This window comes from Burkholderia sp. 9120 (assembly GCF_000745015.1).
GTDB lineage: Bacteria > Pseudomonadota > Gammaproteobacteria > Burkholderiales > Burkholderiaceae > Paraburkholderia.
The window spans coordinates 4242244-4265113 of the sequence record NZ_JQNA01000002.1; the positions used below are offsets into that span (position 1 = coordinate 4242244).

Genomic DNA, 22870 nt, shown 5'->3' on the forward strand with positions numbered 1-22870 from the left:
TAGCGGCGTTTTTGTTTGTCGAAGCTATCGACGGCTATTGATGCTATTGCAGTACGACGGTTCTATCACCGTTGATAAACACCCGACGCTCGATAAACGCCTTCACCGCACGCGCCAGCGTAATGCTCTCGACGTCGCGTCCGGTGGCCAGCAATCGTTCCGGACTGTACGAGTGATCGACGCGTTCCACGACCTGTTCGATGATCGGACCTTCGTCGAGATCGTCGGTCACGAAATGCGCGGTGGCGCCGATCAGTTTGACGCCGCGCGTATGCGCCTGGTGATACGGCTTCGCACCCTTGAAACCAGGCAGAAACGAGTGATGAATATTGATCGCGCGTGCCGCCAGCGCACGGCTCGTTTCGCCGGACAGAATCTGCATGTAGCGCGCGAGAATCAGCAATTCCGCGCCGGACGTGTCGAACAGATCGAGCAGGCGCGCCTCCTGTTGCGGCTTCGTGTCCGCCGAGATCGGCAGATGATGAAACGGTAAGCCGTGCTGCTGCGCGAGCGGTTCGAGATCGCGATGATTCGAACCGATGCCGACAATATCCATTTTCAGCTCGCCCATCCGCCAGCGGAACAGCAGATCGGCGAGACAGTGCTCCAGCTTCGAGACCATGATCAGCACTTTCGGGCGCGTGCCGACGTCGTGCATGGCCCATGTCATCCTGAAGCGTTCGGCAATCGGCTCGAACTCGCGTTTGAGCGACGCGGCTTGCAGCGTTTCGTTACTGTCTACGCCGTGGAACACGCAGCGCACGAAGAAGCGCTCGCTGAGGTCGTCGTCGAACACGGTCAGTTCGTCGATATAGCAATGATGCCGGTCGAGAAAGCCGACGACAGCGGCGACCTGGCCCGCCGCGCTCGGACACGCGACGGTGAGAACCAGTTGATCGGGACGGGAATCGGCGGACATGCGCTCTCCACATAAACGATAGAACGATGCCGCAGGGCGCGGCATGCATCATCGCAGTAGAGCAAATGGACGGCATGCGCGGATAGAAGCTAACCGCCGTTGCGCTGGAACGGGTGCGCCAGGCGCGGGTTCGCAGACTGAGCTGACTGAGCTAACTGATTCAATTCACACGCTCATTCCGTATCGAGTCCGCATTCGCCGAGCAGCCATTGGCGGAATGCATTGATGACCGGTGTCGCCGCGCGCTGCGTGACGAGCAGATAGCCGCGCTCCGTGACGACGGGTGCATCGAACAGTTCGACGAGTTGCCCGGTCGCTAGTAGTTCGTCTACGAGCGGCGCCCAACCCAGCGCGACACCCTGGCCCATGATCGCCGCGTGCGCCACCAGCGTGAAGCTGTTGAATGTGATGCCGCGATGCGCGGCCGGTGTGTCGAGACCGTGCGCGGCGAACCAGTCGGCCCATGACAGCCAGCGCGCCGGTTGCGTGGGCTCCAGATGCAGCAGCGGCACGCCCGGCAAGTCGGACGGCGTGCGCAGTGACGGATGCGCGGCGAGAAACGCCGGGCTGCATACCGGCATGACGTGTTCAGGAAAGAGTTTCACCACGCCGCGCGCGGTCCAGTCCGCGTGGGCGTCGCCGAAAGCAATCGCAATGTCCGCCTGATCGTGCGACGGATCGAACACGCTCTGCGACGTGATGATTTTCACGTCGACGTCCGGCATCAGCGCCTTGAATTGCGACAGACGCGGCATCAGCCAATACGTGGCAAAGCCGAAGTCGGTAGAGAGCGTGAGCGTTTGCGGCGTGCGCCGCGCGCGGATTTCGGTGGTCGCCGCGCGGATCGTGTCGAGTGCATGGCGCACCGCGTCGAACAGCCGCTCGCCATCTTCCGTCAGCGTGACGCCGCGATGGCCGCGTTCGAAGAGCGGCGTGCCGAGCGCTTCTTCCAGTTGTACGACGCGCTGACTGACCGCCGGTTGCGTCGAACCGAGTTCTCGCGCGGCGGCCGTGAAGCTGGCGAGACGCGCGGCGGACTCGAACATCGTCAACGCCTGCATAGGCGGCAAGCGATCCTGCCTCGACATAACGCCCCCTTATAGACACATAACGAATTGCCGTCTTCACAGCCGCGAATTGGACGGCAATAGTGGTGCTCATCGCGGAGCGCATCACACATTGCGCGCGACGCCTCCCGCTTCTTGCACCGCTTCTTGCACTATTCCTGGCACCGACACTTGCGATTCTATTCGAGGCGCACTCTCATGCTTGACAGCAAAAAGAATATTCTCATTCTTATGGCGGATCAGATGACACCGTTTGCGCTCGCCGCCTACGGAAATACGCTGACGAAAACCCCCAATCTCGATCGCCTCGCCAAACAGGGCGTGGTATTCGACTCGGCCTATTGCGCGAGTCCGCTGTGCGCGCCGTCGCGGTTTTCATTTCTGTCGGGCAAGCTGCCTTCCGCGATTGGCGCTTACGACAATGCAGCGGAATTTCCGTCGCAAACGCTGACGTTCGCGCATTATCTGCGCGCCGAAGGGTATCGCACTATCCTGTCCGGCAAGATGCATTTCTGCGGCGCCGATCAACTGCACGGCTTCGAAGAGCGGCTCACCACCGACATCTATCCCGCAGATTTCGGCTGGACGCCGAATTGGGACGACTTCGATACGCGCCCGAGCTGGTATCACAACATGAGTTCGGTGCTCGACGCCGGGCCATGCGTGCGCACCAATCAACTCGACTTTGACGACGAAGTCACCTTCACCACGCGTCAAAAGCTCTTCGATATCGCGCGCGAGCGTCATGCCGGCAAAGATGCACGACCGTTCTGCATGGTGGCCTCGTTGACGCATCCGCACGACCCGTACGCCATTCCGCAAAAGTACTGGGACATGTATCGCGACGAAGATATCGCGTTGCCCACGCATCGCGATTCGTTCGATGAAGCGGACGCGCATTCCAGGCGTCTGCGCCACGTGTGCGAAACCGATCGCACACCGCCCACCGATCAGCAGATCCGCAACGCACGCCGCGCGTACTACGGTGCGATCTCCTATGTCGACGACCAGTTCGGTGCAATCCTCGACGCGCTTGACCAGTCCGGACTCGCGCAAGACACGGTGATCGTCGTCACGTCGGACCATGGTGAAATGCTTGGCGAGCGCGGGCTCTGGTACAAGATGACGTTTTTCGAGGGCGGTTGCCGCGTGCCGCTGATCGTGCACGCACCGCAGCAATTCGACGCGCACCGCGTGCGTAATTCGGTGTCGCATCTCGATCTGTTGCCGACGCTGGTCGAACTGGCGCGCGGCGATGCGCCTACCGCATGGCCCGATTCGCTCGATGGCCAGAGTCTCGTGCCGCATCTTCTCGGTACGCAGGGCGGCCACGACGAAGCCATCGGCGAGTACCTTGCCGAGGGCGCGATTGCGCCAATCGTGATGCTGCGACGCGGGCGTTTCAAATTCATTCACACGCCGGTCGATCCCGATCAACTCTACGACGTCGATGCCGATCCGCTGGAGCGCGAGAACCTCGCGGCGCGTACGGAATACGCGTCACAGGTCGCCGCGTTGAGCGAAGAGATCGCGCAGCGCTGGCATCTCGATGCGCTGCACAACGAGGTGCTGCAAAGCCAGCGGCGCCGCCGCTTTCATTTCGACGCCACGACGCAAGGCACCGTGGCGTCGTGGGACTGGCAGCCGCATGTGGATGCAAGCCAGCGGTATATGCGCAATCACATCGACCTCGACACGCTCGAAGCGATGGCGCGGTTTCCCGCTGTTGTCCGTTGATACCCGAACGCTTTATCGACCTCACCTACAGGAAGCCGACATGATGAAAAAGCTCTTCAAACAGGCGGTATCCGGCTTGGCGCTGCTTTGTGCGGCGACGACCTTCACGGCGGCTGCGGAGCCGCAATCGTGCACGCAGGTCAATATGGCGGGGCCCGGCTGGACCGATATCGACGCGACCAATGCAATGACCGGCGTGCTGCTGAAGGCGCTCGGTTACAAGCAGAACGTGGCCAATCTCTCGGTGCCGATCACTTACCAGGGCTTGAAGAAAGGCCAGATCGACGTGTTCCTCGGTAACTGGATGCCGGCGCAGGCGCCGGTCGTCAAGCCGTTCGAGGAAGAGAAGTCGATCGAGGTCGTGCATCCGAATCTGAGCGACGCGAAGTTCACGCTTGCGGTGCCGGATTACGTCGCGGCTGCGGGTATTCACTCATTCGCGGACCTCGCGAAGAATGCCGACAAGTTCGACAGCAAGATCTACGGCATCGAGCCGGGCTCGCCGGCTAATCAGAACATCAAGAAGATGGTCGACGACAAGGCCTTTGGACTCGGTAGCTGGAAGCTGGTTGAATCGAGCGAAACCGGCATGCTCACGCAAGTAGAGCGAGCCGTGCGCGATAAGAAGTGGATCGTGTTTCTCGCATGGGAGCCGCATCTGATGAACACCAAGTTCAAGCTGACCTATCTGGACGGCGGCGATAAGTACTTTGGTCCCCACTACGGCGGTGCAACCGTCAATACCGTCGCGCGCAGCGGCTATGCGGAACAGTGTCCGAATGTGGGGCGTCTTTTTAAACAACTCACGTTCAATGTCGATCTGGAAAACGGCGTGATTACCGAAGTACTGGAGAAGAAAACCGGTGTGGATGTCGCAGCGACCGAAGCACTCAAACGTCATCCGGAATTGTTAAAGAGCTGGCTGGATGGCGTGAATACCGTGAGTGGCGCCAATGGGCTGCAAGCCGTGCAGACCGCACTCGGCGTGAAGTAATGGTGATGTTGTCGCTTTAAGGTCGCTGAGCGACAGATTCATGTCGCTTCCGGTCGAATCAAACTAAATCTGGACCCGTATTCTTGTCCCGTCGATACCGCTTCGTCTGGTCAACGAAGTCATCGACGCCGGCCTCAGCCGTTTCAGTCAGTCTCAACCGGTTTCGAACTGCCCGTCATGCGAGAAGCGCGGCGCGCTGGGTGACAGCGCGCGGCAGGGATCGCTTTATCCAACGAAATAAGCAGGCAAAGAGCAGGGGAGAATCAGATGAAGAAGAACAGTGCCGTCAGCCTATCCGGACTCGCGATCGCGGCCAGCGCCGTATGCGCTTCTCCAGCGGTCCATGCACAAAGCAGCGTTACGCTGTACGGCATTCTGGATGCGGGTATTACGTATGTGAACAATGCCGGCGGTGCGCATCAATTCAAATTCGACGACGGCGTCTCGTACGGCAACCGGATCGGCTTCAAAGGTGTTGAAGATCTCGGCGGCGGATTGCAGACGGTATTCGTGCTCGAGTCGGGTTTTCACCTGGGTAATGGGCAATACGGATTCGGCGGTGCGGAATTCGGCCGTCAGGCTTATGTCGGCCTGAAGAGTAATACCTGGGGGACGGTCACGCTCGGCAATCAACTCGACATGACCGAGGAATTCGTCTTTCTGTACAACATCTCAGCGTGGGCGAGCGGCTACGCGATTCACCAGGGCGACTTCGACCGGATGAACGGCGACCGGTTGCCGAATTCGATCAAGTACATGTCGAACGACTATGCGGGCTTCTCGTTCGGCGGCATGTATTCGTTCGGCAATACCGCGGGCGATTTCCATCAGAAGAGTGCGTGGAGCGTGGGCGCGCGTTATGAGCACGCTGCGTTCAATATCGGCGCGGCTTATACGCAGTTGAACAATCCGTTCGGCATCTACGCGTTCGACCCGTACGCGATGATCGGCACCAAAACCTTCCTCGGCCAGCCGACGGTGTCCGTCGATCCGGCGACCGGAGCGGTGACTGATCTGTATAGCGCATCGTCGTTCCCGGTCGACAAGCAGGGCGCGTTCGCGATTGGTGCGGCTTATACGATCGGCAACGTGATGCTGACCGGCGACTTTACCTACACGACCATCAAGGGTCTGGGGCAAACCTCGCATATGCAGGTTTATGAAGGTGGCGCGTCATACACGATCACGCCCGCGTTGATGCTGTACGGCGGCTATCAGCACACGAGCTTTGAAGGCAACCACTGGAATCAGGGTTCGCTGGGTCTGCACTACCTGCTGTCCAAGCGCACGGATGTGTATATCTCCGGCGATTATCTGCGCGCGTCGGATGGCGTGAATGCGGTGATCGGCTATAGCTTCACGCCGTCGACGTCGAACACGCAGTCGGACGTGCGGATCGGGATGAAGCATTCGTTCTGATGCGAAGGTTGCTTGCCGCGATACCTTGCGGCAAGCACCTCGCGATGCGATGGAACCCGATGCTCGTGAAGCTCGGCGCGCGCTTCACGAAGCAGGGCGATTCAAGCCGGTTTGCGTGACTTTGCTTTGCTCGCGGCGGGCGTGATGGCTTTGGTGGGCCTGGCCGTCTTGGTGGCCTTAGCGGACTTGGCACTCGGCAAGGCCGCTTCTTCACGTTCCCGACTCCAGTGCTCAAGCAGCGTACGTGTCTGCTCGCGGATGGTCGACTTGAGCTGTTCAGCCTTCTCGGCATCGATGCTCGTCCAGCCGAGCATGGCCAACGTCGAGCGATGCGCGACGTGAAAAATCACCAGTTGCCCATGCAGGCTGAAGCTGCGGATCAGCGTCGTCGGGTCGTTGGCGGCACGCCCGGTAATGCGCGAGAGGAGCGCCGCGCTCGCATCGTTTAGCGGCTCGCGGATCTTGCACGCCAGGATATGCGTCGCGCTTTCGGGTTCATAGCCGGCCTGCTCGCGCGCAAAAAACATTCGCCGACCAGGTTTGTTCGCCTTCTCGAAAGTGCGGTCGGCCATCACGTCCTGAATGCCGAGAAATGCGTCGATCAGGACCGCGATGTCGGCGTTGTCGCGCAGCATCTGTTGCGCGTGTTCGACGGCCGGCCCGAAGCTCTCCCATGCGTCGTCCGCGAGCGCTTCGACGCAGGCGCGATAGACCCCTTCCTTATTCTCGAAGTAGTACTGCAGCGCGGGCGCGTTGACGCCGGCGCGCGCCGCGATATCGCGCGTCGACGCGCCTTCGAACCCGTGTTCGCCAAACAGCTCGACCGCCGCCTCGATGATCCGATGACGTGTTTCTTCGCCGCGCGCATAGCCGCCTTCCGGCGAGCGCCGCAGTCTCTTTGCGGTGTTCATGCGTTGTGTTCTCCGCCTTTTCCGTTTCTCTTCATGACAGCTGTAGGACACCCCTACGAGGTTCCGCAGAAATATATCACTTGACACAATTTTACCGGCTGGAATAATTGTGCCAACTGGAAACAATTGGACCACCTAGATGTCAACCACCGCAGGCTCTCCCTCCCGCCCGACTCCCGCTGACGATCAGCTTACGGCAGGCGCTCGACGTCCTTCCCGGCGAACCGTGTTAATGGCGCTCGGCGTCGTCGCGCTGATTGTCGGCGCGGTCTGGCTAGCACGCTGGTGGACCGTGGGGCGCTTTATCGAAAGCACCGACGACGCCTATCTGCAAGCCGACAGCGTCACGGTCGCGCCGAAAATCGCCGGCTACGTCACTGAAGTTTATGTCGCGGACAATCAGGTGGTGAAGCCCGGCGATCCGCTCGTGCATCTCGACGCGCGCCAGTATCGGGTGGCGCTGGACCAGGCGCAGGCCACGATCGACGCGCGCAAGGCCGACATCGAGCGAGCCCAGGCGGATATCAAACAGCAGCAGTCGAATATCGCGCAGGCCCAGGCGCAGCAGCAGGTGGCGCGTGTGAGCGCCCAGCATGCCGGCGACGAAGTGCGGCGTTACGCGCCGCTCGTTGCGACCGGTGCCGAAACCAGTGAACGGCTGGCGGAATTGACCAGCAGCCGCGATCAGGCCAACGCCACACTGGCGGCGAATTCCGCAGCGGTCGAGGCGGCCCGCTCGCAGATCGGCTCGGCCACCGCGCAACTCGCGCAGGCCCGCGCGCAACTCGAAGCGGCCCAGGCCAGCGCGCAGCAATCGCAACTCGACCTGGACAACACCGTGGTGCGCAGCGTGCTCGGCGGCAAGGTCGGCGACCGCACGGTGCGTGTTGGGCAATACGTGCAACCCGGCACGCGGATGCTGACGGTCGTGCCGGTGCAAAGCACGTATCTGCTGGCCAATTTCAAGGAAACGCAGGTCGGCCAGATGCGGGTTGGTCAGCCGGTGGAAATGCACGTCGACGCGTTGCCGGGTCATACGCTGCACGGCGTGGTCGACAGTTTCTCGCCGGGCACCGGCTCGCAATTCGCGCTGTTGCCGCCGGAAAACGCCACCGGCAACTTCACGAAGATCGTGCAGCGGGTGCCGGTGCGGATTCGCATCGACACCGGCGCGGAGACGCGCAGCGTGCTGTTGCCGGGTCTGTCGGTCAACGTGGATGTCGATACGCGCTCAGCGCGCGACCGCGACGAACGGATCGATGCCGAGAACCACCATGGCTGAGCCGGGCGCCGCAGTGCCCGCCACGCCCTCCACAGCCCCTGCAGCCACCGCGCCGCATGCCGAGGAACGCGCCAGCGTCAGCGACTGGATCGCTGTTGCCGCCGGCGCGCTCGGCGCGTTGATGGCCACGCTCGACATTTCGATCACGAACTCCGCGCTGCCGCAGATCCAGGGTGAAATCGGCGCCACCGGCACCGAAGGCACGTGGATTTCAACCGGCTATCTGATGTCGGAAATCGTGATGATTCCGCTCGCCGCGTGGCTCACGCGCGTGTTCGGCTTGCGCAATTTTCTGCTGACCAACTCGGTGCTGTTCATCGGCTTTTCGATGATGTGCGGCTGGTCGCACACGTTGCCGATGATGATCGTCGGCCGCATCGGGCAGGGCTTCGCCGGCGGGGCGATGATCCCGACGGCGCAGACCATCATCCGCACGCGGCTGCCGCTTTCGCAGATGCCGGTGGGCATGACCGTGTTCGGCCTGACCGTGTTGCTCGGGCCGCTGTTTGGCCCGGTGGTTGGCGGTTGGCTCGCTGAGAACATTAGCTGGAGCTGGTGCTTCTTTATCAATCTGCCGGTCTGTATTGCGCTGATGACCTTGCTGATCGTCGGCCTGCCGTCGGACCGGCCGCATTGGGAAGCGTTTATGAAGGCGGACTGGATCGGTATCGTCGGATTGGCGATCGGCCTCAGTTCGCTTACCGTGGTGCTGGAAAACGGTCAACGCGAGCGCTGGTTCGAATCGTCGATGATCGTGACGCTCACCTGTGTGTCGCTGTTCGGCATGCTCCTGATCGCCGCCTCGCAAATGACCGCGAAAAAACCGATCGTGCGGTTGAGCTTGATGCTCAACCCGAACTACGCCAGCGTGATCGTGATCGTCTCCGCGGTCGGCGCGGCGCTGTATGGCGTGTCGTATCTGCTGCCGCAGTTTCTCGGCGTGGTGGCGGGTTACAACGCCGAGCAGGCCGGCGCGATCATGCTGCTGTCCGGGTTACCCGCCTTCCTGATCATGCCGGTGCTGCCGAAGCTATTAAGCAAATTCGATTTTCGGGTACTGGTGATCACCGGGCTGACGTTATACGCGATCAGTTGCATGATCGACATCGACCTGACCGCGCAGAGCGTCGGCCACGATTTCGTGTGGTCGCAACTGATTCGCGGCACGGCGCAGATGCTCGCGATGATGCCGCTCAATCAGGCGTCGATGGCGGCCGTGTCGCGTGAAGATTCGGGCGACGCCGCCGGGCTCTACAACATGGCGCGCAATCTCGGCGGGTCGATTGGCCTGGCGATTATCGGCACCGTGATCGACCGGCGCACGACATTTCATGCCGCCACGATCCGCGAGTCGGTCAGCGCCAATTCGCTGATCGGTCAGGAGACGCTGGCGGCCAACGCGGCGAACTGGTTCACCCATACGGGGGATATGGCGTACTCGCAGATGCGTGCGCTCGGCCAGCTCGGTGCGCAGATCCAGGTCCAGGCCACCGTGATGACTTACTCGGAAACCTTCTATCTGCTCGGTATCGCGTTGCTTGCCTGCATTCCGCTCGCGCTGCTGTTGAAAACGCCGCGCAGGAATGCGCCGCTGCCTTCGTCCGCTGGACACTAATGCTCTTCAATCGCCCCATGATGTCCAACCGTCTGACGTGTTTCGCACTCGCCGCCGTTACGTTGCTGTCCGTCTTACCGGGCTGCACCGTCGGCCCGGATTATCACGGTGCGCCGCCGGTCGCGCAGGACGCCCGTAGCAGCGCTACTTTCGTGCGCACGCCGGCTGCCGGCACCACGGCGGCGCCCGCGTCGAACCAGTGGTGGCTGGCCTTCAACGACCCGCAACTGAACGACCTGATCGCCGCCGCGTTCGCGCACAATCCCGATGTCGATGCCGCGAAAGCGCGACTGCGGGAATCGCGCGCGCAATTGCAGCAGCAACGGGCGAACGAATTGCCGAAACTCTCCGGCGATGCGGCGGCGCTGCGCATGCGTGAGCCCGACGTGAGCGCGCTGAGCTCGTCGAGCGGAGGCAGCTCGGGTTCGTCGGGAAGAGGGCCGTTGCAGCTTTATACGGCCGGCTTCGACGCCACGTGGGAAATCGATCTGTTCGGCGGCACGCGGCGCGCGATCGAAGCGGCCTCCGCGGATGCCGAAGCGGTCGACGCCGATCTCGCGGACACGCGCGTGTCGCTCGCGGCGGAAGTGGCGCAGGCGTACATCGATCTGCGCGACCAGCAGGCGCGGCTCGCACTGGCGCAGCGTCAGGCGGAAACCGAGCAGAAAAGTTTGACGTTGACGCAGCAGCGCAGGGCGCGCGGCACGGCGGCGGACGTCGACGTCGAACGTCTGACCACGCAGGTGGAAAACACGCGCGGCACGCTGACGCCGCTCGACGCGCAAGTGACCGATTCGCTCGATCGCCTCGCCGTGCTGACCGGCCGTGCGCCTGGCGCGCTGGACGCGCAACTTGCCGACGTGCGGCCATTGCCGGCGCTGCCCGCTACGGTGGCGATCGGCGATCCATCGACGATGTTGCAGCAGCGGCCCGATATTCGCGCGGCCGAGCGACGGCTCGCGTCGAGCAATGCGCAGATCGGCGAACACGTCGCGGATTTTTTCCCGAAGGTGACGCTGCTCGGCGATATCGGTTTCAGTGCGGGCGATCCTGGGCACCTCGTGCGCAAGAGTAATTTCAGTTGGATCGGTGCGCCGTATCTGCAATGGAATGCGCTCGATTTCGGGCGTACCTTGGGTAGCGTGCATGCGGCCGAAGCCTCGCGCGACGAAGCCGAGGCGCGTTATACGAAGGCCGTGCTCGGCGCGTTGCAGGATGCGAATTCATCGCTGTCGCGCTATGGGCATCAGCGTGAGCACGTTGTGACGTTGCAGAAGGTGGAGGCGTCCGCGAGTCACTCGGCCGTGTTGATGCGGCAGCGGTATTCGGCGGGCGTGTCGACGTTGATCGATCTGCTGGATACGCAGCGGGAAGAATTTACCGCGCAGCAGAATGTGGTGGCGGGGCAGGCGGAGTTGCTGAAGGACTTTGTTTCGCTGCAGAAGAGTCTTGGGATTGGGTGGGAGGCACAGCGGGGCTAGGGCGCGATTCTTTGAAAAAACCTGCGGTGTCTTGAGCGATTCGATTGATGGGGTACGCTTGCGTTTTGACCAGCGTGAGTTTTCATCGATGAAACTGAAAAACAGAGTCGCCATCATCACCGGCGCGCAACGCGGCATCGGCTATGCGATCGCGAGACGTTACCTCGACGAAGGCGCACACGTCGTGCTCGCGGATGTGAACGATGCTCGTGACCAGTTGCCGGGTTTGAACGGCGCGCAAGGCACTGCCAGCTTTGTGAGGACGGACGTGAGCATCGATGCGCAGGTCCGTGCGCTGGTCAGCAAGACGCTCGAGTTGCATGGCCGTGTCGATATCCTCGTCAATAACGCGGGCATCGAATTTGCCAAGACCGTTGTGACAACAACGGAAGACGAGTGGGACCAACTGATGGCGGTCAATCTCAAGGGTGTCTTTCTCTGCTCGCGCGCTGTGATTCCCGTCATGCAGCAGCAAGGCAGCGGCGTGATCATCAACGTGGCGTCCGAACTGGGGCTCGTCGGCGAGGCGGGCGTCGCGGCCTACTGTGCGTCGAAGGGCGGGGTCGTCATGCTAAGCAAGGCGATGGCTATCGACCATGGGCCGCAGGGTATCCGGGTAAATTGCCTGTGCCCGGGGCCGGTCACGACGCAATTGCTCGAAGACGTTTTTGCCAGCAGCGACGATCCCGACGGTATGCGTCGAACCTTCGAAAATCAGACGGTACTGAAGCGCCTTGGGCGACCGGAAGACATCGCGGCCGCCGCCGCGTTTCTCGCTTCCGACGACGCCGCTTTTATGGCGGGAAGCGATCTGGTGGTCGATGGGGGATGGACTGCGCGGTAGGACTTTGAGGTCGGCTCGGGGCGCACCCGGGGAGCTCCAGCGCGCTAGCGTGATAGATTGAGTCTGTGTTTCAGCAGGGTGATATTGCGTCACCGATTTTCTTCACCTGCCTGGATGACGATCGATAGATCACAGGAGCGTGTATGAACTGGGGAGGCGGGACTTCCTTTCATCTCCGTGCTCACCAATCCGACGACCGGCGGTGTATCGGCAAGCTTTGCCTTTCTCGGTGACGTGGTAATCGCCGAACCGAAAGCGCAGATCGCATTTGCGGGTCCGCGAGTCATCAAGCAGACCGTTGGCGAGACCTTGCCCGACGGCTATCAGCGATCTGAATTTCTGGTGGAGCGGGGGCGATCGATATGATCGTGGACCGTCGCAAGATGCGCGAGGAGATCGCGCCCTTGGTGGCACTGCTTACGCGTCTACCGACGGACTCGATGGTCTAACTGATACCTCTGCTGCAATCGATCTACCGAACAAGGAACCCGTATGTGAGCGGGTCTCGCTCATCAACAATCCAGTTTGCGAAGCCGCACACGAAAGCGTTGCCTTCGACTTCGGGAATGACAGCCTTGAAATCACCAACAGTCGTCTCGCTCAGCACGCGGCCTTTGAACACAGTACCGATGATGGATTCATTGACAAGCGTCTCATCCTTTCCCAACCGGCCACGCAGATAGAGCTGGGCAACACGGCCACCCGTACCGGACCCGGTGGGCGAGCGATCCACTTCACGGTCCGCGAAAACGCAGCAATTCGCCTGGGTCGAACCGGCATGTCGGGGTGCGTTGGCGATGATGGTCCCGTAGATATGATTGATCTCCGGGATATGTGGATGCTCGACAGGGAACGCGGCGTTGGCGGCCGCCTTCACCTCGGCACCGAAGCGGATCAGTTCTTCCACCGACGACTCGCGAACTTCGAGTCCGTGCGGTTGGCCATCGGTGTAGAAGTAGAACGCGCCACCGAACGCAATATCGCCCGTCACCTTCCCAAACGACGGCGTGTCAACCGTGACGTCTTTTTTCCAGATGAACGACGGCACGTTGACGAAGCGTACGTTGCCCGCATGCTCGCCATCCCACTGCACGAACGCTTCGATGAACCCGCACGGCGCGTCGATTCCCACCCGTGTTTCGGGTATCTGACGCTGTACCCAGCCCAACTCGACCGCCGCGGTTGAAAGCGCAATGACACCGTGGCCGCAGTGGTCGCTGTAGCCTTCGTTGTGAAGGAAGATGATCCCGAAGTCGGCATTCGGGCTAACCGGTTCCGTCAGATACCCGCCGTACATGTCGGCATGGCCGCGCGGTTCGAACATCAGCGCGCGGCGAATGTCGTCGGCGTTCTCTTTCAACCATGCGCGCCGCTTGACGATCGTGTCGCCAGGCAGCCGCGGCAGACCGCTGGTGACGATGCGAAAGGCTTCGCCGCCGGTGTGGACTTCGACAGTCGAGAGGGTGCGGGAAATTTTCATGTGTGCTTCGTGAGGTCAGTGGGGCGATTGCGCTTACTGGCCGTACGGAACCGGCAGACCGTTCTTGATCACATACACGGTGGTCGGTGCGCCCTTGAGGTCGCCGTATTCGTCGAACGAGTAGGTGCCGGCAACGCCCTTGTAGTTTTCCCTGGCCAGTTGAGCGATGAGTTTCGCCTTGTCGGTCGTCGTGCCCGCCTTCACCATGGCATCAGCCAGCAACTTCACGCCGTCGTAGTAACTGACAGCGTAGACCTGCGTATCGGTGTTGTAGGCGGCCTTGTATTTCTGCAGGAACTCGCGGCCGGCCGCCGTCTTGTCGAGCGCAATGCCGCCCTGCGCGCAATACACGATTGAAGCTGCATCGCCCGCCACCTTGCCCATGTCCGCCGAGCAGATACCATCGCCGCCAAGCAGCTTCGCCCGGAGGCCGCGCTGGCGCATCTGCTTCGCCATCGGCGCGCCCTGTGCCGCGTAACCGCCGAAGAAAATCACGTCGGGATTCCTGGCCTTGATGGTGGTGAGAATGCCGAGAAAATCGGTCGCCGCGGAGTTGGTGAACTCCTGATCGACAATCTGGATGCCGTTTGCCTTGGCCACCTTGATGAACTGTTCGGCGACGCCCTGACCATACGCCGTGCGGTCATCGATTACCGCCGCAGTTTTGGCTTTCAGCGTCTTCGCCGCGAACTGCCCCATTGTTCCGCCGAGTTGTTCATCGCTAGCACCGATACGGAAAATGTTCTTGAAGCCTTGTTTCGTCAGGGCAGGGTTGGACGCGACCGGCAGCATCGGCACACCACCGGCATTGAAGACGCGTGACGCAGGAATAGCGACGCCCGAGTTGTACGGTCCGACAACCGCGACGACTCCGCTGTCGACCAGCTTCTGGGCGACCTGCACGCCGATTTTTGGATCAGCCTGGTCGTCTTCCGAATCGAGTTTGAACGTGACTTTCTGACCGGCAACCGTGACGCCCGTTTTGTTCAGCTCTTCGATCGCGAGACGTGCGCCGTTCTCGTTGTCCTTGCCGTTCGGTGACTGCGGTCCGGTAAGCGGAGCCGAGTGACCGATGGTGACGACGACCTGCGCGTTGGCGGACAGCGTAAATCCAGCGGCCACGGCAGCAACCGCGATTGTTGCGAGACGGCGCATACGAACTCCAGGTGAGCTAAGGGGAGGTCAGACCATTCCAGTCGGGTCGGCTGACGATGTGACTTCGAGAATGTAGGGGGGCTGCGGGCATCGGGATAGTCGGGTTAACGGTCGGCCGGCCCCTGACGTGCGACGCGGCAAGGGTCGCCTCGGCGTCGAAATTCTGTTTTATTACGGCAGCCATTCGGCTCGCCTGGCTCAAGTCATTCTGCAATGCGTTTGAAACTGGCGTAGTAATCGTCGGTGTAATAGCAGTCGCCGATCTGCCTGCGCGATCCACCGCACACGATGCGTCGCTGCCCGCGGTCCGCCGAGCCAGGCGTGCGAACTGTGTATGCGTGGTAATAGCCGCGCGGATGCAGCGGCAGTAATACCGCGCTGTTACGAAACAGGACCCCATCCTCGCCAAAAGGGTAGGGACCGCCCGCTTTGATCAAACGCAATGTTTCGGCGGCTTCCCCCGGCAATTGCGCCTTGGTGACCGTGACTGGCGTGCTCCGCGCCTGGGCGCCCGACGCGGCGGCTGTGTCGCTCGCGGATTGCCCAGGCTGAACCGGCGCCTGACTCGCGGATGCACCCGCATCCGGAGTAGCGTTTCGCGATCCGTCCTTGCCGCATCCGCCGAGGATCGCGCTCAAGGCGAGGATGTAGGAGAAAGCCCACGCTCGCATCACGAAACGGTTGTCTCCGGGTTGACTAGCATTCGACGACCATCATCCATTTGAGGGTACAGCCAACAGCGGAGCGAATCAACGTTCAGCCCGAAACTGGGATTTTTTTACTCGATAATTGCTGATTTCTTCGGTGGTCTGTCAAGTCACTTTGCACCGTTCGCGGCGAACATCTCCTTCGCCTCGGGTGAAGCCAGGAACGCGATGAAGCCTTCGGCTGCATCACGTTGTGAGGTGTTCGTCATAAGAACGGCGGTGTACGCGAGCGTGCTCTGGAGATCACCCGGGAGCGGGCCGAGGAGCTTTATGCCGGGTGTAGTCGCGATGAGCGGTATCGTACCTGCGACCATGTCGTTGCCGTTGCCCTTTAACACGGGTTCAAAAATCCCATTGGGAGTCGTGCGCACAATTTTCGACTTGAGTGTTTCTGCAATTCCCAGCTGCTCAAGGGTGTTCGCAAAGGCTTGTCCTGATTTAACACTGTTAAAGACGAGGAGGTCCGCACCGAGCAACGTGTTCCTGAGTTTCTCAACAGTTGAAATGTCGTACGCTGGACTGTCCTTGCGGTTACCGAGGCCGACGCCAACATGCGCGATTATCGGTCTGTCCCCGGCACTCACCTTGCCCGATTTCGTAAGATTGTCAGCGAAGTCCGGCTGAACGATAACAACGTCGGCCGCTTCGCCGTCTTCAATCCTTTTCTTCACAGCCGGCGATGGATCGAACACCAGCCTGACCTGGTTATGTGTCTGCTGGCGATAAAGATCGACGACCTTGGTCAAGGCGGGTTCGAGGGGGCTGTCGCTCATGACCTTAATGTCTGCTGCTTGAATTGATGCAGCGAACGTACAGAATGAGCCAGCCAGAAAGGTGCTCAAGCTGATGCGTTTAAGTTTTGCGTTCATGGAACCTGCCTCGCCGCCGGCCGACATATCAGACGAATCTCCGATTGAACCGGCAAGACCGCCAAGCCAACAACGAAGTAGGTCATGGACTGGGTCATGGCAGTCTCCTTACAAGGTCGCAAGCATGCTTTTATTGTAGGTCAGCGCTCACCGAAGTGGCGTGCGAGGAGCACACGCATCACTGACCCTGTAGCGGCTTGCCGGTGCTGAGGCGACGTTCAAATGACCGCGAGACTGCGCCGGCGACTGGCCGGAGTCAGCCGACAGGGGCCCACGGCGAAGCACTACGCACCCGCGTCAGACGATCCCGGCGAAGCGTTGCTCCAGATACGCGATGATCGCCTTGGAATCGTAAAGCCAGCGCGACTGGTCTTCTTCCTGAATATGCAGGCACGGCACCTTGATCTTGCCGCCGCCTGTCAGCAAATTCTCCCGTTGCGCGGAATCGTTTTTCACGTCGTGCAGAGTCATCGGTACGTTCAGACGATGCAGGGCACGTCGCGTCTTGACGCAGAAAGGGCACGCATGAAACTGATACAGCGACAGTCGCGCCGCTTCCTTTTTCACTGCGGCCTGACCTTGTACCGAACGGCGTTGCGGCCGCGGGCGGCTAAGGGCGTCGCCGAGCACGATTAGCTGGCCGAGACCGACACGCAGGGCTTTCATCAACATAAGGGTATCTCTAGCGGGGAATAGAAGCTGGCAAGTCTACTCGTTCCAACATCCGGTCACTTTGTAGTGGTCAAGCTTCTTTGGATACCCACGATGGGGCTTTTCAATAAATAGAAGTTTCGTATCGCACTGGCGGCGACCGATTTGCCGCCGAATGTATGCGCCTGTTGTGAAAGTCAGCGATGTAGCCCGTGATGTCGCGCCGGGCGCGTTCGTGGCTGGTGTACTCCTACATGTGGGTTGACATAATATAAAGCATCTAGCTAACTTAAAGCTGGCGTTACACCTGCGGGATCCAAGCCCCACAAGCGTTAGCGGGTAGCGCCAGCCACCGAAAACCCGTGGAAAATTTTTCCCAAGCGCCCATCCAGATCGACTGGACATCGGGCGATTTCGCGCGTTCGTAAGCTGCCGCCGCGATAACTTCCATCGGTTCGATACCGCAAGTCACAGCGATTTTCAGGGCAGTGGTTTCGTCGAAGTGGCTGCGGCCTGCGCGGTAGCCACTGATCGTCGAAGCGCGAATGTTCAGCGCTTTCGCCAGCGCGTAGTCAGATTCGACCTTGAGACAACGCTTGGCGTCGTCCAGATAGTCAACTGTTCCTTTCATCTTGTAACCCCTTGAAATTCAAGATTAACCCTGACGCGTAGCGTAGTTCGATGTTCGAGAATATGCAACGATCGAGGGTTACGAATGATTCGAGGCCTTGACATAGTTTTAGGTCTCGAACTATTCTCCGGCTGTCGCCTTGGCAACCGGTCCCAAACCCCGCCGGTGCTGGAGTTGATCCCTCCAGCCGCCGGGCGACACTTACGCGGAAAACCGTTCAAGGGGTTGAACAGGGGAGGTCAGATGCGACACATCTCGTTGCAATTCACACATTCAAGTTGCAAATCACTCGGCGCATGCGGGCGAGCGTCGGCGGAGTTCAGCGGCGAAGCGGACGCGATTCGCAGAGAGCTGAACGCACACAACGAAGTGCAACGAGCTCGCTACCGGAAGCATGCCGCAAGTCGGTTGATGACACTCGCACCTCAAGGACGCTCGCACCTAAACGCCCTAGGTGTTGCATGACGCACGTCGATATTCAACAAGCTATGCCACGTGTGGTCGCGCCGGGTGTCATGGAGTGCGGCCCTTACTTTGAACGACATGCACGCGGCGGGTATTTCATCGTCGGCCGGCGTCAAATCCACTGGTACGAAGAAGTCGTGCCACAGGGTGATTCCTATCTGCTAACGCGCGATGAGGCGCTTGGCGCTGCACTTAACGAAAAGCAAGGGCGCGAGTGAATTCCGATATCGCGACTATTGAGCAGCGGGCAGGCCGCACGGAGCTGATTGAAGACCTAGCCGCGTTCGGGGTTGGCGCTGGGGTCATGGTTCCCCCGTTCGTTCTCTACGCCCCGCAGCGCACGCTAAGCAGCGATCAAGCGGCGGCCCATGCGCTGAATGCGCTGCGGCCACTTCTGAGCAAGCTGGCGCGGCGCCGCCGTGTCATTCGCTAGGAAATTTCATGAACAAAAAGAAGCCGCAAAAGCCGATGCCGCTTTGGGCGATCTGGCTGGTTTCGCTCCTTGCCTTACTCGCATGGAGTGCTGTCAACGGGGAGCCGCAAGCCGTCGAGCCAGTCGCGGCGCGGTCGATTATCTGTAGGTGATCGGGTAGGGGGTAGGCGGATGTGGGTCTATGCAAACGCCATTGGGACGGAGTTGCCAAAGCTGCCGGCCATGCAGAAGGCGCGTAAGCGTTTGCCGTACAAGTGGTATCGCCGTGCATATCGGAAGGCCGAGGGCGCAGGTCGTGAGAGTGCCCGCAAGCGTGGCGCGGCGCATCTGTTTGACATGAACGCGGCCGATCGCAGCATGGCCGCGTTTGTAGACGAACACGCCCCGGACTCGATGCCGGTTCGCCCTGACGCATCCGATTACGAAATCTGCATGAAGGCGCGCACGCTCGCCAATAATTTTGTGCTTCGGGCGCTCGGACTCGACGCCAATCAAGCGCTTGTCGTCGCGGCTCGCACCTGTGCCGCTTACGGTGTCGTGCTGCCGAATTTCGACGAGCCGGCGCAACAGGTCCTTCGCGTGAAGTGCGAATTGTGGTGGCGCCGCCAGTTACGACGGCTGCATATCCGTTCGCTGGAACATTCGAACATCCGCCTGCACTACGTCCACTACAAAGCCGAGCCATACGCGAGCGATGAAGCGGTGCGCCGGCGCATCGCGCAGAACCGGCGCAACGCGGCCACTCTCGAATCCGTCACGCTGGAAAACGAACTCGGCCACCGTTTCACGCTCGCCGAACTTGCGGCAAAGAGCATTTCCAACAAGGCACTGAAACGCGGCGAGCTGATGACGCGTTTGCGCGGCTGTGAAGACCTTGCAATCGCGGCGCACTTCGAAGGTGTGATGTTCACGCTCACTTGCCCGAGCCGCTTTCACGCGATCCGCCAATTGGGCGACGGCACGCGGTTCATTCCGAACAAGAAATACAACGGTGCATCGGCGCGCGACGGGCAGGTGTATTTGCGCAAAGTGTGGGCGCGGATTCGTGCGCAGCTCAAACGCGAAGGCGTGACCTACTTCGGGATGCGTGTGGCGGAGCCGCACCACGACGCTACACCGCATTGGCATGGCCTGATTTTCTCGGACAACGTCGATCGCGTGTGCGCGGTGATGCGCGCTCACGGTCTGCGCGACTCGGGCAACGAAGCCGGCGCGCAGGCTCGGCGCGTGAAGTTTGAGCGCATCGACGGCGCGAAGGGCTCGGCGGTCGGCTACATCGCGAAGTACATCGCCAAGAACATTGACGGCCACGCGGTCGGCGACCACAAAACACAAGAGGGCTACATCGTGCAGGCGGATATGTGGGGCGAAGACGAAATCACACCGTCGCAGCGCGTCGAAGCGTGGGCGGCGCTGTGGGGCATCCGCCAGTTTCAGCAGTTTGGCGGTGCGCCTGTTGGCGTGTGGCGTGAGTTGAGACGCGTGAAGGTCGAAGACCTGCCAGCCGCCGAGGAATCGCCGGCAATTGTCGCCGCGTGGCATGCAGCACAGAAAACCGAAACTCACAAGGCAGATTGGGCGGAATACGCGCGAGCAATGGGCGGCATCGCCGGCGAAGAACGCTTGATTTACGTCAAGCGCACTACGCAGCATCGCGAAGGCCGTTACGGTATCGCGCCGGTCAAAGTACCCCACGGCGTCGCCGCAACGGGCGTCGCGTACATCGTCGACGGCATGTGCGCGTATTCGAAGGAGACAGAGATTTTTGTTCCGGCAACTCGCTTTGAGTGGCGGAAGGTTCAGCGCAGCGGCGAAGCCGCGAGCACTCGGACTCGTGTCAATAACTGTACGCGCAGCGTTTGGCCAGGGGTGGCCGATCCGGCTGTGCATTTGAAGCGCAGCTTCGAAGTCAGCGTCTGCGAGGAAAGGGATGGCGCGAAGTGGGACCAATGGAACCTGTAGACCGGGGAATTCCCATGACACAAATGAAGATCGACTGCCCATGCTGCGGCGGCGAAATTGACGCGCGCCATACGGAAGGTCTGTCAACAACGCTGCGGCGCATGTACTTCGTCTGCGAAGACTGCGGCTATCGCACACCGGCGGGCTTCGAGATTCTTTTCTCACTGTCGGCGTCTTCCCGGCCGCGGGAAGGCGTGTCCCTTGAAGTTCGACCGTCGCCGATGCTGCGGGGCGCGGTGAACGCGCGCACGACGATGAATCGGGAGGATCGGCCGTGAGATTCACGATCGCTTGCCCGCACTGCGGCGCTCGCGGTATCGCGCGAGCGATGGAAAAGAAGTCCGAGACGGACTGGGAGATTGACTTCCAATGCGATGACGTGACATGCGGCCATACGTATCGTACGAAGCTCGAAATGTTTCCGCCCGAGTTGCCGATACCGAAACGGCCGCGGCGATGCAACGGTGAATTGCATTTTTGATTTTCAGCATCCTCAGGAAAAACGATGAACAGCCAGAATCCTATGCCGACGAGAATCCCGTTAGTTCTGCTCGCTCTCGCAGCCACGGGAACCGCAGGCTGTCTTTCGATCTTCGCCGGATGGCAGCGCGGCGGGTTGGTCGTGGAGCGCGTGCTTTTGACGTGTTTGAGCGTCGTGCTCGTTATGGCCGCTCATTTGCTTCCTGCTTTTTGCCGTCCGCATGGTTGGCGAATCCGCGTACTTGGGGCCGCGCTGTGGGTCGGTTGCATGGGGATGACTTGTTATAGCCACGCAGTGTTTTTTGTGACGGCTCAGAAACACGCCGGCGACGCTCGCGCAGCGGCCATCCCGGCAGCCCCAATCCCCGAACGCAGTCTGACGCAGATCGCGAGTGACCGAGCCAGCGCCGTAGCGCGACTAGCCCGCGTGACTGAACGCAGATGTGAGGAAGGGTGCGCGGCGGTTCGCATAGAGCGCAAGACCCTTAGCGCGCGACTTGTGGCACTCGATGCCGAATCTACGGACGTGAGGCGCCGCGAACGGGCGCTTGATCGCGCCGATGACGAGCGCACTGCTGCGAAAGCTGACCCGTTTGCCGCGGTAATTACGGATTTCGGTCTAGCCCCCGGTCAGGCACATTTGATAGCGGGGATTGGGTTCTCTATGGTGCTAGAGGGCGTTGCCTGCTTCTGTTGGTTGCTCACGTTACGGCCCGCCTACGAGGCAGCGATTTCAGTCATTCCAGAACAGAAAGTCAGTCACGGGTTGGCCATCACGCGAGCAGCGCCGGCCAGTACGGCTGGCGGCCATTTGGGTAATGACGTCGTCAAGCCGCCAAACGTGGTTCGCTCCCCACCTAGGGAGCCGGTGAATGATCTGACCGTTGTGCATGCTGCGATCCGCGACGGCAAAGTGCGCGCGACGGTAGCCGAAATTCGCAGGCACCTGCGATGCTCGCAGGCGAAGGCCGCAGCACTTCGCAAACAGCTCGTAACAACTCAGTCGTGCGACCGTGAAGGCATCAAATTGGTGCGGAACCCATCGACAGTACGTCAAGCCAGCCTCAATTTAGGCGATTGACGCCACCAAATCCGGGCTTTGCGCGAGGGGTGTAGAGTACGTTGGAGGGGAGAGGGATGCCCTCTCCCCTAGGCCAATGGCCGTTCAGGTATTACTTATTACTGCCGTGAGGCGTTTTGTTGCGAGGAACCCAAGTGCTGCCAGGTTGGCTCGTGGGAGGGAACTGACGGTTTTCCGGCACGGTGGTGAAATTTTCCTTCAATCCACCGCGCGGACCACGCTCCTGATAAATCCCGCCCTGATTTCCCGAGTTGGTACCCGGTTTGTTGCCGTTGGCCATAAAAACTCCTATGAGTATGGCGTTGACTCGGCAAGCTATGAAACCCTTAGAACAGTAAGTTATTGCTAAATACTTCTGTATGCAATATCGTCACCCGTCCTGTCTACGCAGGGTAGCGGAAGCTTGCCAAAAGGTAATTTCCGCTTGGCGGGGTCGGTTGCAGCCGGCCCCGTCATTCTTGCTGGCACTCCCATCGCGAGAGTGCCAACCTTGCCGAGCATATACACCATCAAACTTAGATGCAACCCAGATTTAGTGGCATAAGAGCGTTGTGTCGGACGATGTTGTAGGTTTTAGATCACCATCCATCTTTAACCTGAACCGCAAAACAGCTCATATCGCAGCATTCTGATGCATCCCTAATTTTTGAGCCTTGATTTATCTGGGGTCCCACTTTCGCGGGCCGG

At 60.5% G+C, this 22870-nt stretch carries 23 protein-coding genes and 1 pseudogene; 14 read left to right on the top strand and 10 right to left on the bottom strand.

Annotated elements, in window-relative coordinates:
- Positions 1–43 precede the first annotated feature (43 nt).
- Together purU and FA94_RS27070 are read right to left on the bottom strand one after the other, a co-directional pair.
- On the bottom strand, positions 44–919 hold the full coding sequence (gene purU, locus FA94_RS27065) for a formyltetrahydrofolate deformylase (protein WP_035557027.1): 876 nt from the start codon (positions 917–919) through the stop codon (positions 44–46).
- 173 nt (positions 920–1092) lie between these two features.
- The gene (locus FA94_RS27070; protein WP_035557031.1) at positions 1093–2007 is read right to left on the bottom strand and encodes a choline sulfate utilization transcriptional regulator; all 915 of its coding nucleotides are present in this window, start codon (positions 2005–2007) and stop codon (positions 1093–1095) included.
- Positions 2008–2184: 177 nt separating this feature from the next.
- Here FA94_RS27070 and betC point away from each other — a divergent pair, with 177 nt between their 5' ends.
- From betC to FA94_RS27085, 3 genes are all read left to right on the top strand, one after another.
- Entirely contained in the window at positions 2185–3723 is a 1539-nt protein-coding gene (gene betC, locus FA94_RS27075) for a choline-sulfatase (protein WP_035557032.1), read from the top strand.
- Between the two features lie 40 nt (positions 3724–3763).
- On the top strand, positions 3764–4717 hold the full coding sequence (locus FA94_RS27080) for a choline ABC transporter substrate-binding protein (RefSeq protein ID WP_197070247.1): 954 nt from the start codon (positions 3764–3766) through the stop codon (positions 4715–4717).
- Positions 4718–4984: 267 nt separating this feature from the next.
- Positions 4985–6136 (top strand): porin, encoded by a 1152-nt coding sequence (locus FA94_RS27085; protein ID WP_035557033.1) that lies wholly within the window; start codon positions 4985–4987, stop codon positions 6134–6136.
- A 101-nt stretch (positions 6137–6237) separates the two neighbouring features.
- On the opposite strand, the gene FA94_RS27090 is transcribed toward FA94_RS27085, so the two are convergent.
- On the bottom strand, positions 6238–7047 hold the full coding sequence (locus FA94_RS27090) for a CerR family C-terminal domain-containing protein (RefSeq protein WP_035557036.1): 810 nt from the start codon (positions 7045–7047) through the stop codon (positions 6238–6240).
- Positions 7048–7186: 139 nt separating this feature from the next.
- On the opposite strand from FA94_RS27090, the gene FA94_RS27095 reads away from it, so the two are divergent.
- The 5 genes and pseudogenes from FA94_RS27095 to FA94_RS38200 form a co-directional block, all read left to right on the top strand.
- Positions 7187–8329 (top strand): HlyD family secretion protein, encoded by a 1143-nt coding sequence (locus tag FA94_RS27095; RefSeq protein WP_035557037.1) that lies wholly within the window; start codon positions 7187–7189, stop codon positions 8327–8329.
- Positions 8322–9944 carry an MDR family MFS transporter gene (locus FA94_RS27100; RefSeq protein ID WP_035557038.1) on the top strand — a complete coding sequence of 541 codons (1623 nt, stop codon included), beginning with the start codon at positions 8322–8324 and terminating at the stop codon, positions 9942–9944. The genes FA94_RS27095 and FA94_RS27100 overlap by 8 nt, the downstream gene beginning before the upstream one ends.
- 17 nt (positions 9945–9961) lie before the next feature.
- Positions 9962–11425, top strand: coding sequence for an efflux transporter outer membrane subunit (locus FA94_RS27105; RefSeq protein WP_035563151.1), 1464 nt, complete (start codon positions 9962–9964; stop codon positions 11423–11425).
- Between the two features lie 31 nt (positions 11426–11456).
- Positions 11457–12269, top strand: coding sequence for an SDR family NAD(P)-dependent oxidoreductase (locus FA94_RS27110; RefSeq protein ID WP_156126712.1), 813 nt, complete (start codon positions 11457–11459; stop codon positions 12267–12269).
- A 153-nt stretch (positions 12270–12422) separates the two neighbouring features.
- Positions 12423–12718: pseudogene (locus FA94_RS38200) on the top strand (acetyl-CoA carboxylase, carboxyltransferase subunit beta); the annotation flags it as partial.
- A 23-nt stretch (positions 12719–12741) separates the two neighbouring features.
- Here FA94_RS38200 and lhpH read toward each other — a convergent pair.
- From lhpH to FA94_RS27145, 6 genes are all read right to left on the bottom strand, one after another.
- Positions 12742–13749 carry a trans-3-hydroxy-L-proline dehydratase gene (lhpH, locus tag FA94_RS27120; protein WP_035557039.1) on the bottom strand — a complete coding sequence of 336 codons (1008 nt, stop codon included), beginning with the start codon at positions 13747–13749 and terminating at the stop codon, positions 12742–12744.
- Positions 13750–13782: 33 nt separating this feature from the next.
- Complete coding sequence (locus FA94_RS27125; RefSeq protein ID WP_035557041.1) at positions 13783–14904, bottom strand: branched-chain amino acid ABC transporter substrate-binding protein; 1122 nt, start codon at positions 14902–14904, stop codon at positions 13783–13785.
- A gap of 203 nt (positions 14905–15107) precedes the next feature.
- On the bottom strand, positions 15108–15578 hold the full coding sequence (locus tag FA94_RS27130) for a ribonuclease (protein ID WP_035557043.1): 471 nt from the start codon (positions 15576–15578) through the stop codon (positions 15108–15110).
- 143 nt (positions 15579–15721) lie between these two features.
- A complete protein-coding gene (locus FA94_RS27135; RefSeq protein ID WP_197070248.1) occupies positions 15722–16480 on the bottom strand; it encodes a molybdate ABC transporter substrate-binding protein in 759 nt (252 codons plus the stop codon).
- A gap of 297 nt (positions 16481–16777) precedes the next feature.
- A complete protein-coding gene (locus FA94_RS27140) occupies positions 16778–17152 on the bottom strand; it encodes a glutaredoxin family protein (protein WP_035557050.1) in 375 nt (124 codons plus the stop codon).
- Positions 17153–17432: 280 nt separating this feature from the next.
- Entirely contained in the window at positions 17433–17762 is a 330-nt protein-coding gene (locus FA94_RS27145; protein WP_035557053.1) for a helix-turn-helix domain-containing protein, read from the bottom strand.
- Positions 17763–18223: 461 nt separating this feature from the next.
- On the opposite strand from FA94_RS27145, the gene FA94_RS27150 reads away from it, so the two are divergent.
- From FA94_RS27150 to FA94_RS27175, 6 genes are all read left to right on the top strand, one after another.
- Positions 18224–18445 carry a hypothetical protein gene (locus tag FA94_RS27150; RefSeq protein WP_035557055.1) on the top strand — a complete coding sequence of 74 codons (222 nt, stop codon included), beginning with the start codon at positions 18224–18226 and terminating at the stop codon, positions 18443–18445.
- Between the two features lie 223 nt (positions 18446–18668).
- Positions 18669–18812: a hypothetical protein gene (locus tag FA94_RS39260; RefSeq protein WP_167444682.1), complete on the top strand. Its 144-nt coding sequence runs from the start codon at positions 18669–18671 to the stop codon at positions 18810–18812.
- Between the two features lie 19 nt (positions 18813–18831).
- Positions 18832–20622 (top strand): replication endonuclease, encoded by a 1791-nt coding sequence (locus tag FA94_RS27160; protein ID WP_035557057.1) that lies wholly within the window; start codon positions 18832–18834, stop codon positions 20620–20622.
- A 23-nt stretch (positions 20623–20645) separates the two neighbouring features.
- Positions 20646–20900, top strand: a complete 255-nt coding sequence (locus FA94_RS27165; RefSeq protein WP_156126713.1) for an ogr/Delta-like zinc finger family protein — start codon at positions 20646–20648, stop codon at positions 20898–20900.
- A complete protein-coding gene (locus FA94_RS27170) occupies positions 20897–21103 on the top strand; it encodes an Ogr/Delta-like zinc finger protein (RefSeq protein ID WP_035557060.1) in 207 nt (68 codons plus the stop codon). The genes FA94_RS27165 and FA94_RS27170 overlap by 4 nt, the downstream gene beginning before the upstream one ends.
- A 24-nt stretch (positions 21104–21127) precedes the next feature.
- Positions 21128–22183 (top strand): hypothetical protein, encoded by a 1056-nt coding sequence (locus FA94_RS27175; protein ID WP_063771803.1) that lies wholly within the window; start codon positions 21128–21130, stop codon positions 22181–22183.
- Between the two features lie 91 nt (positions 22184–22274).
- Here FA94_RS27175 and FA94_RS38205 read toward each other — a convergent pair whose 3' ends face one another.
- Complete coding sequence (locus FA94_RS38205; RefSeq protein WP_081936129.1) at positions 22275–22463, bottom strand: hypothetical protein; 189 nt, start codon at positions 22461–22463, stop codon at positions 22275–22277.
- Between the last annotated feature and the right edge of the window lie 407 nt (positions 22464–22870).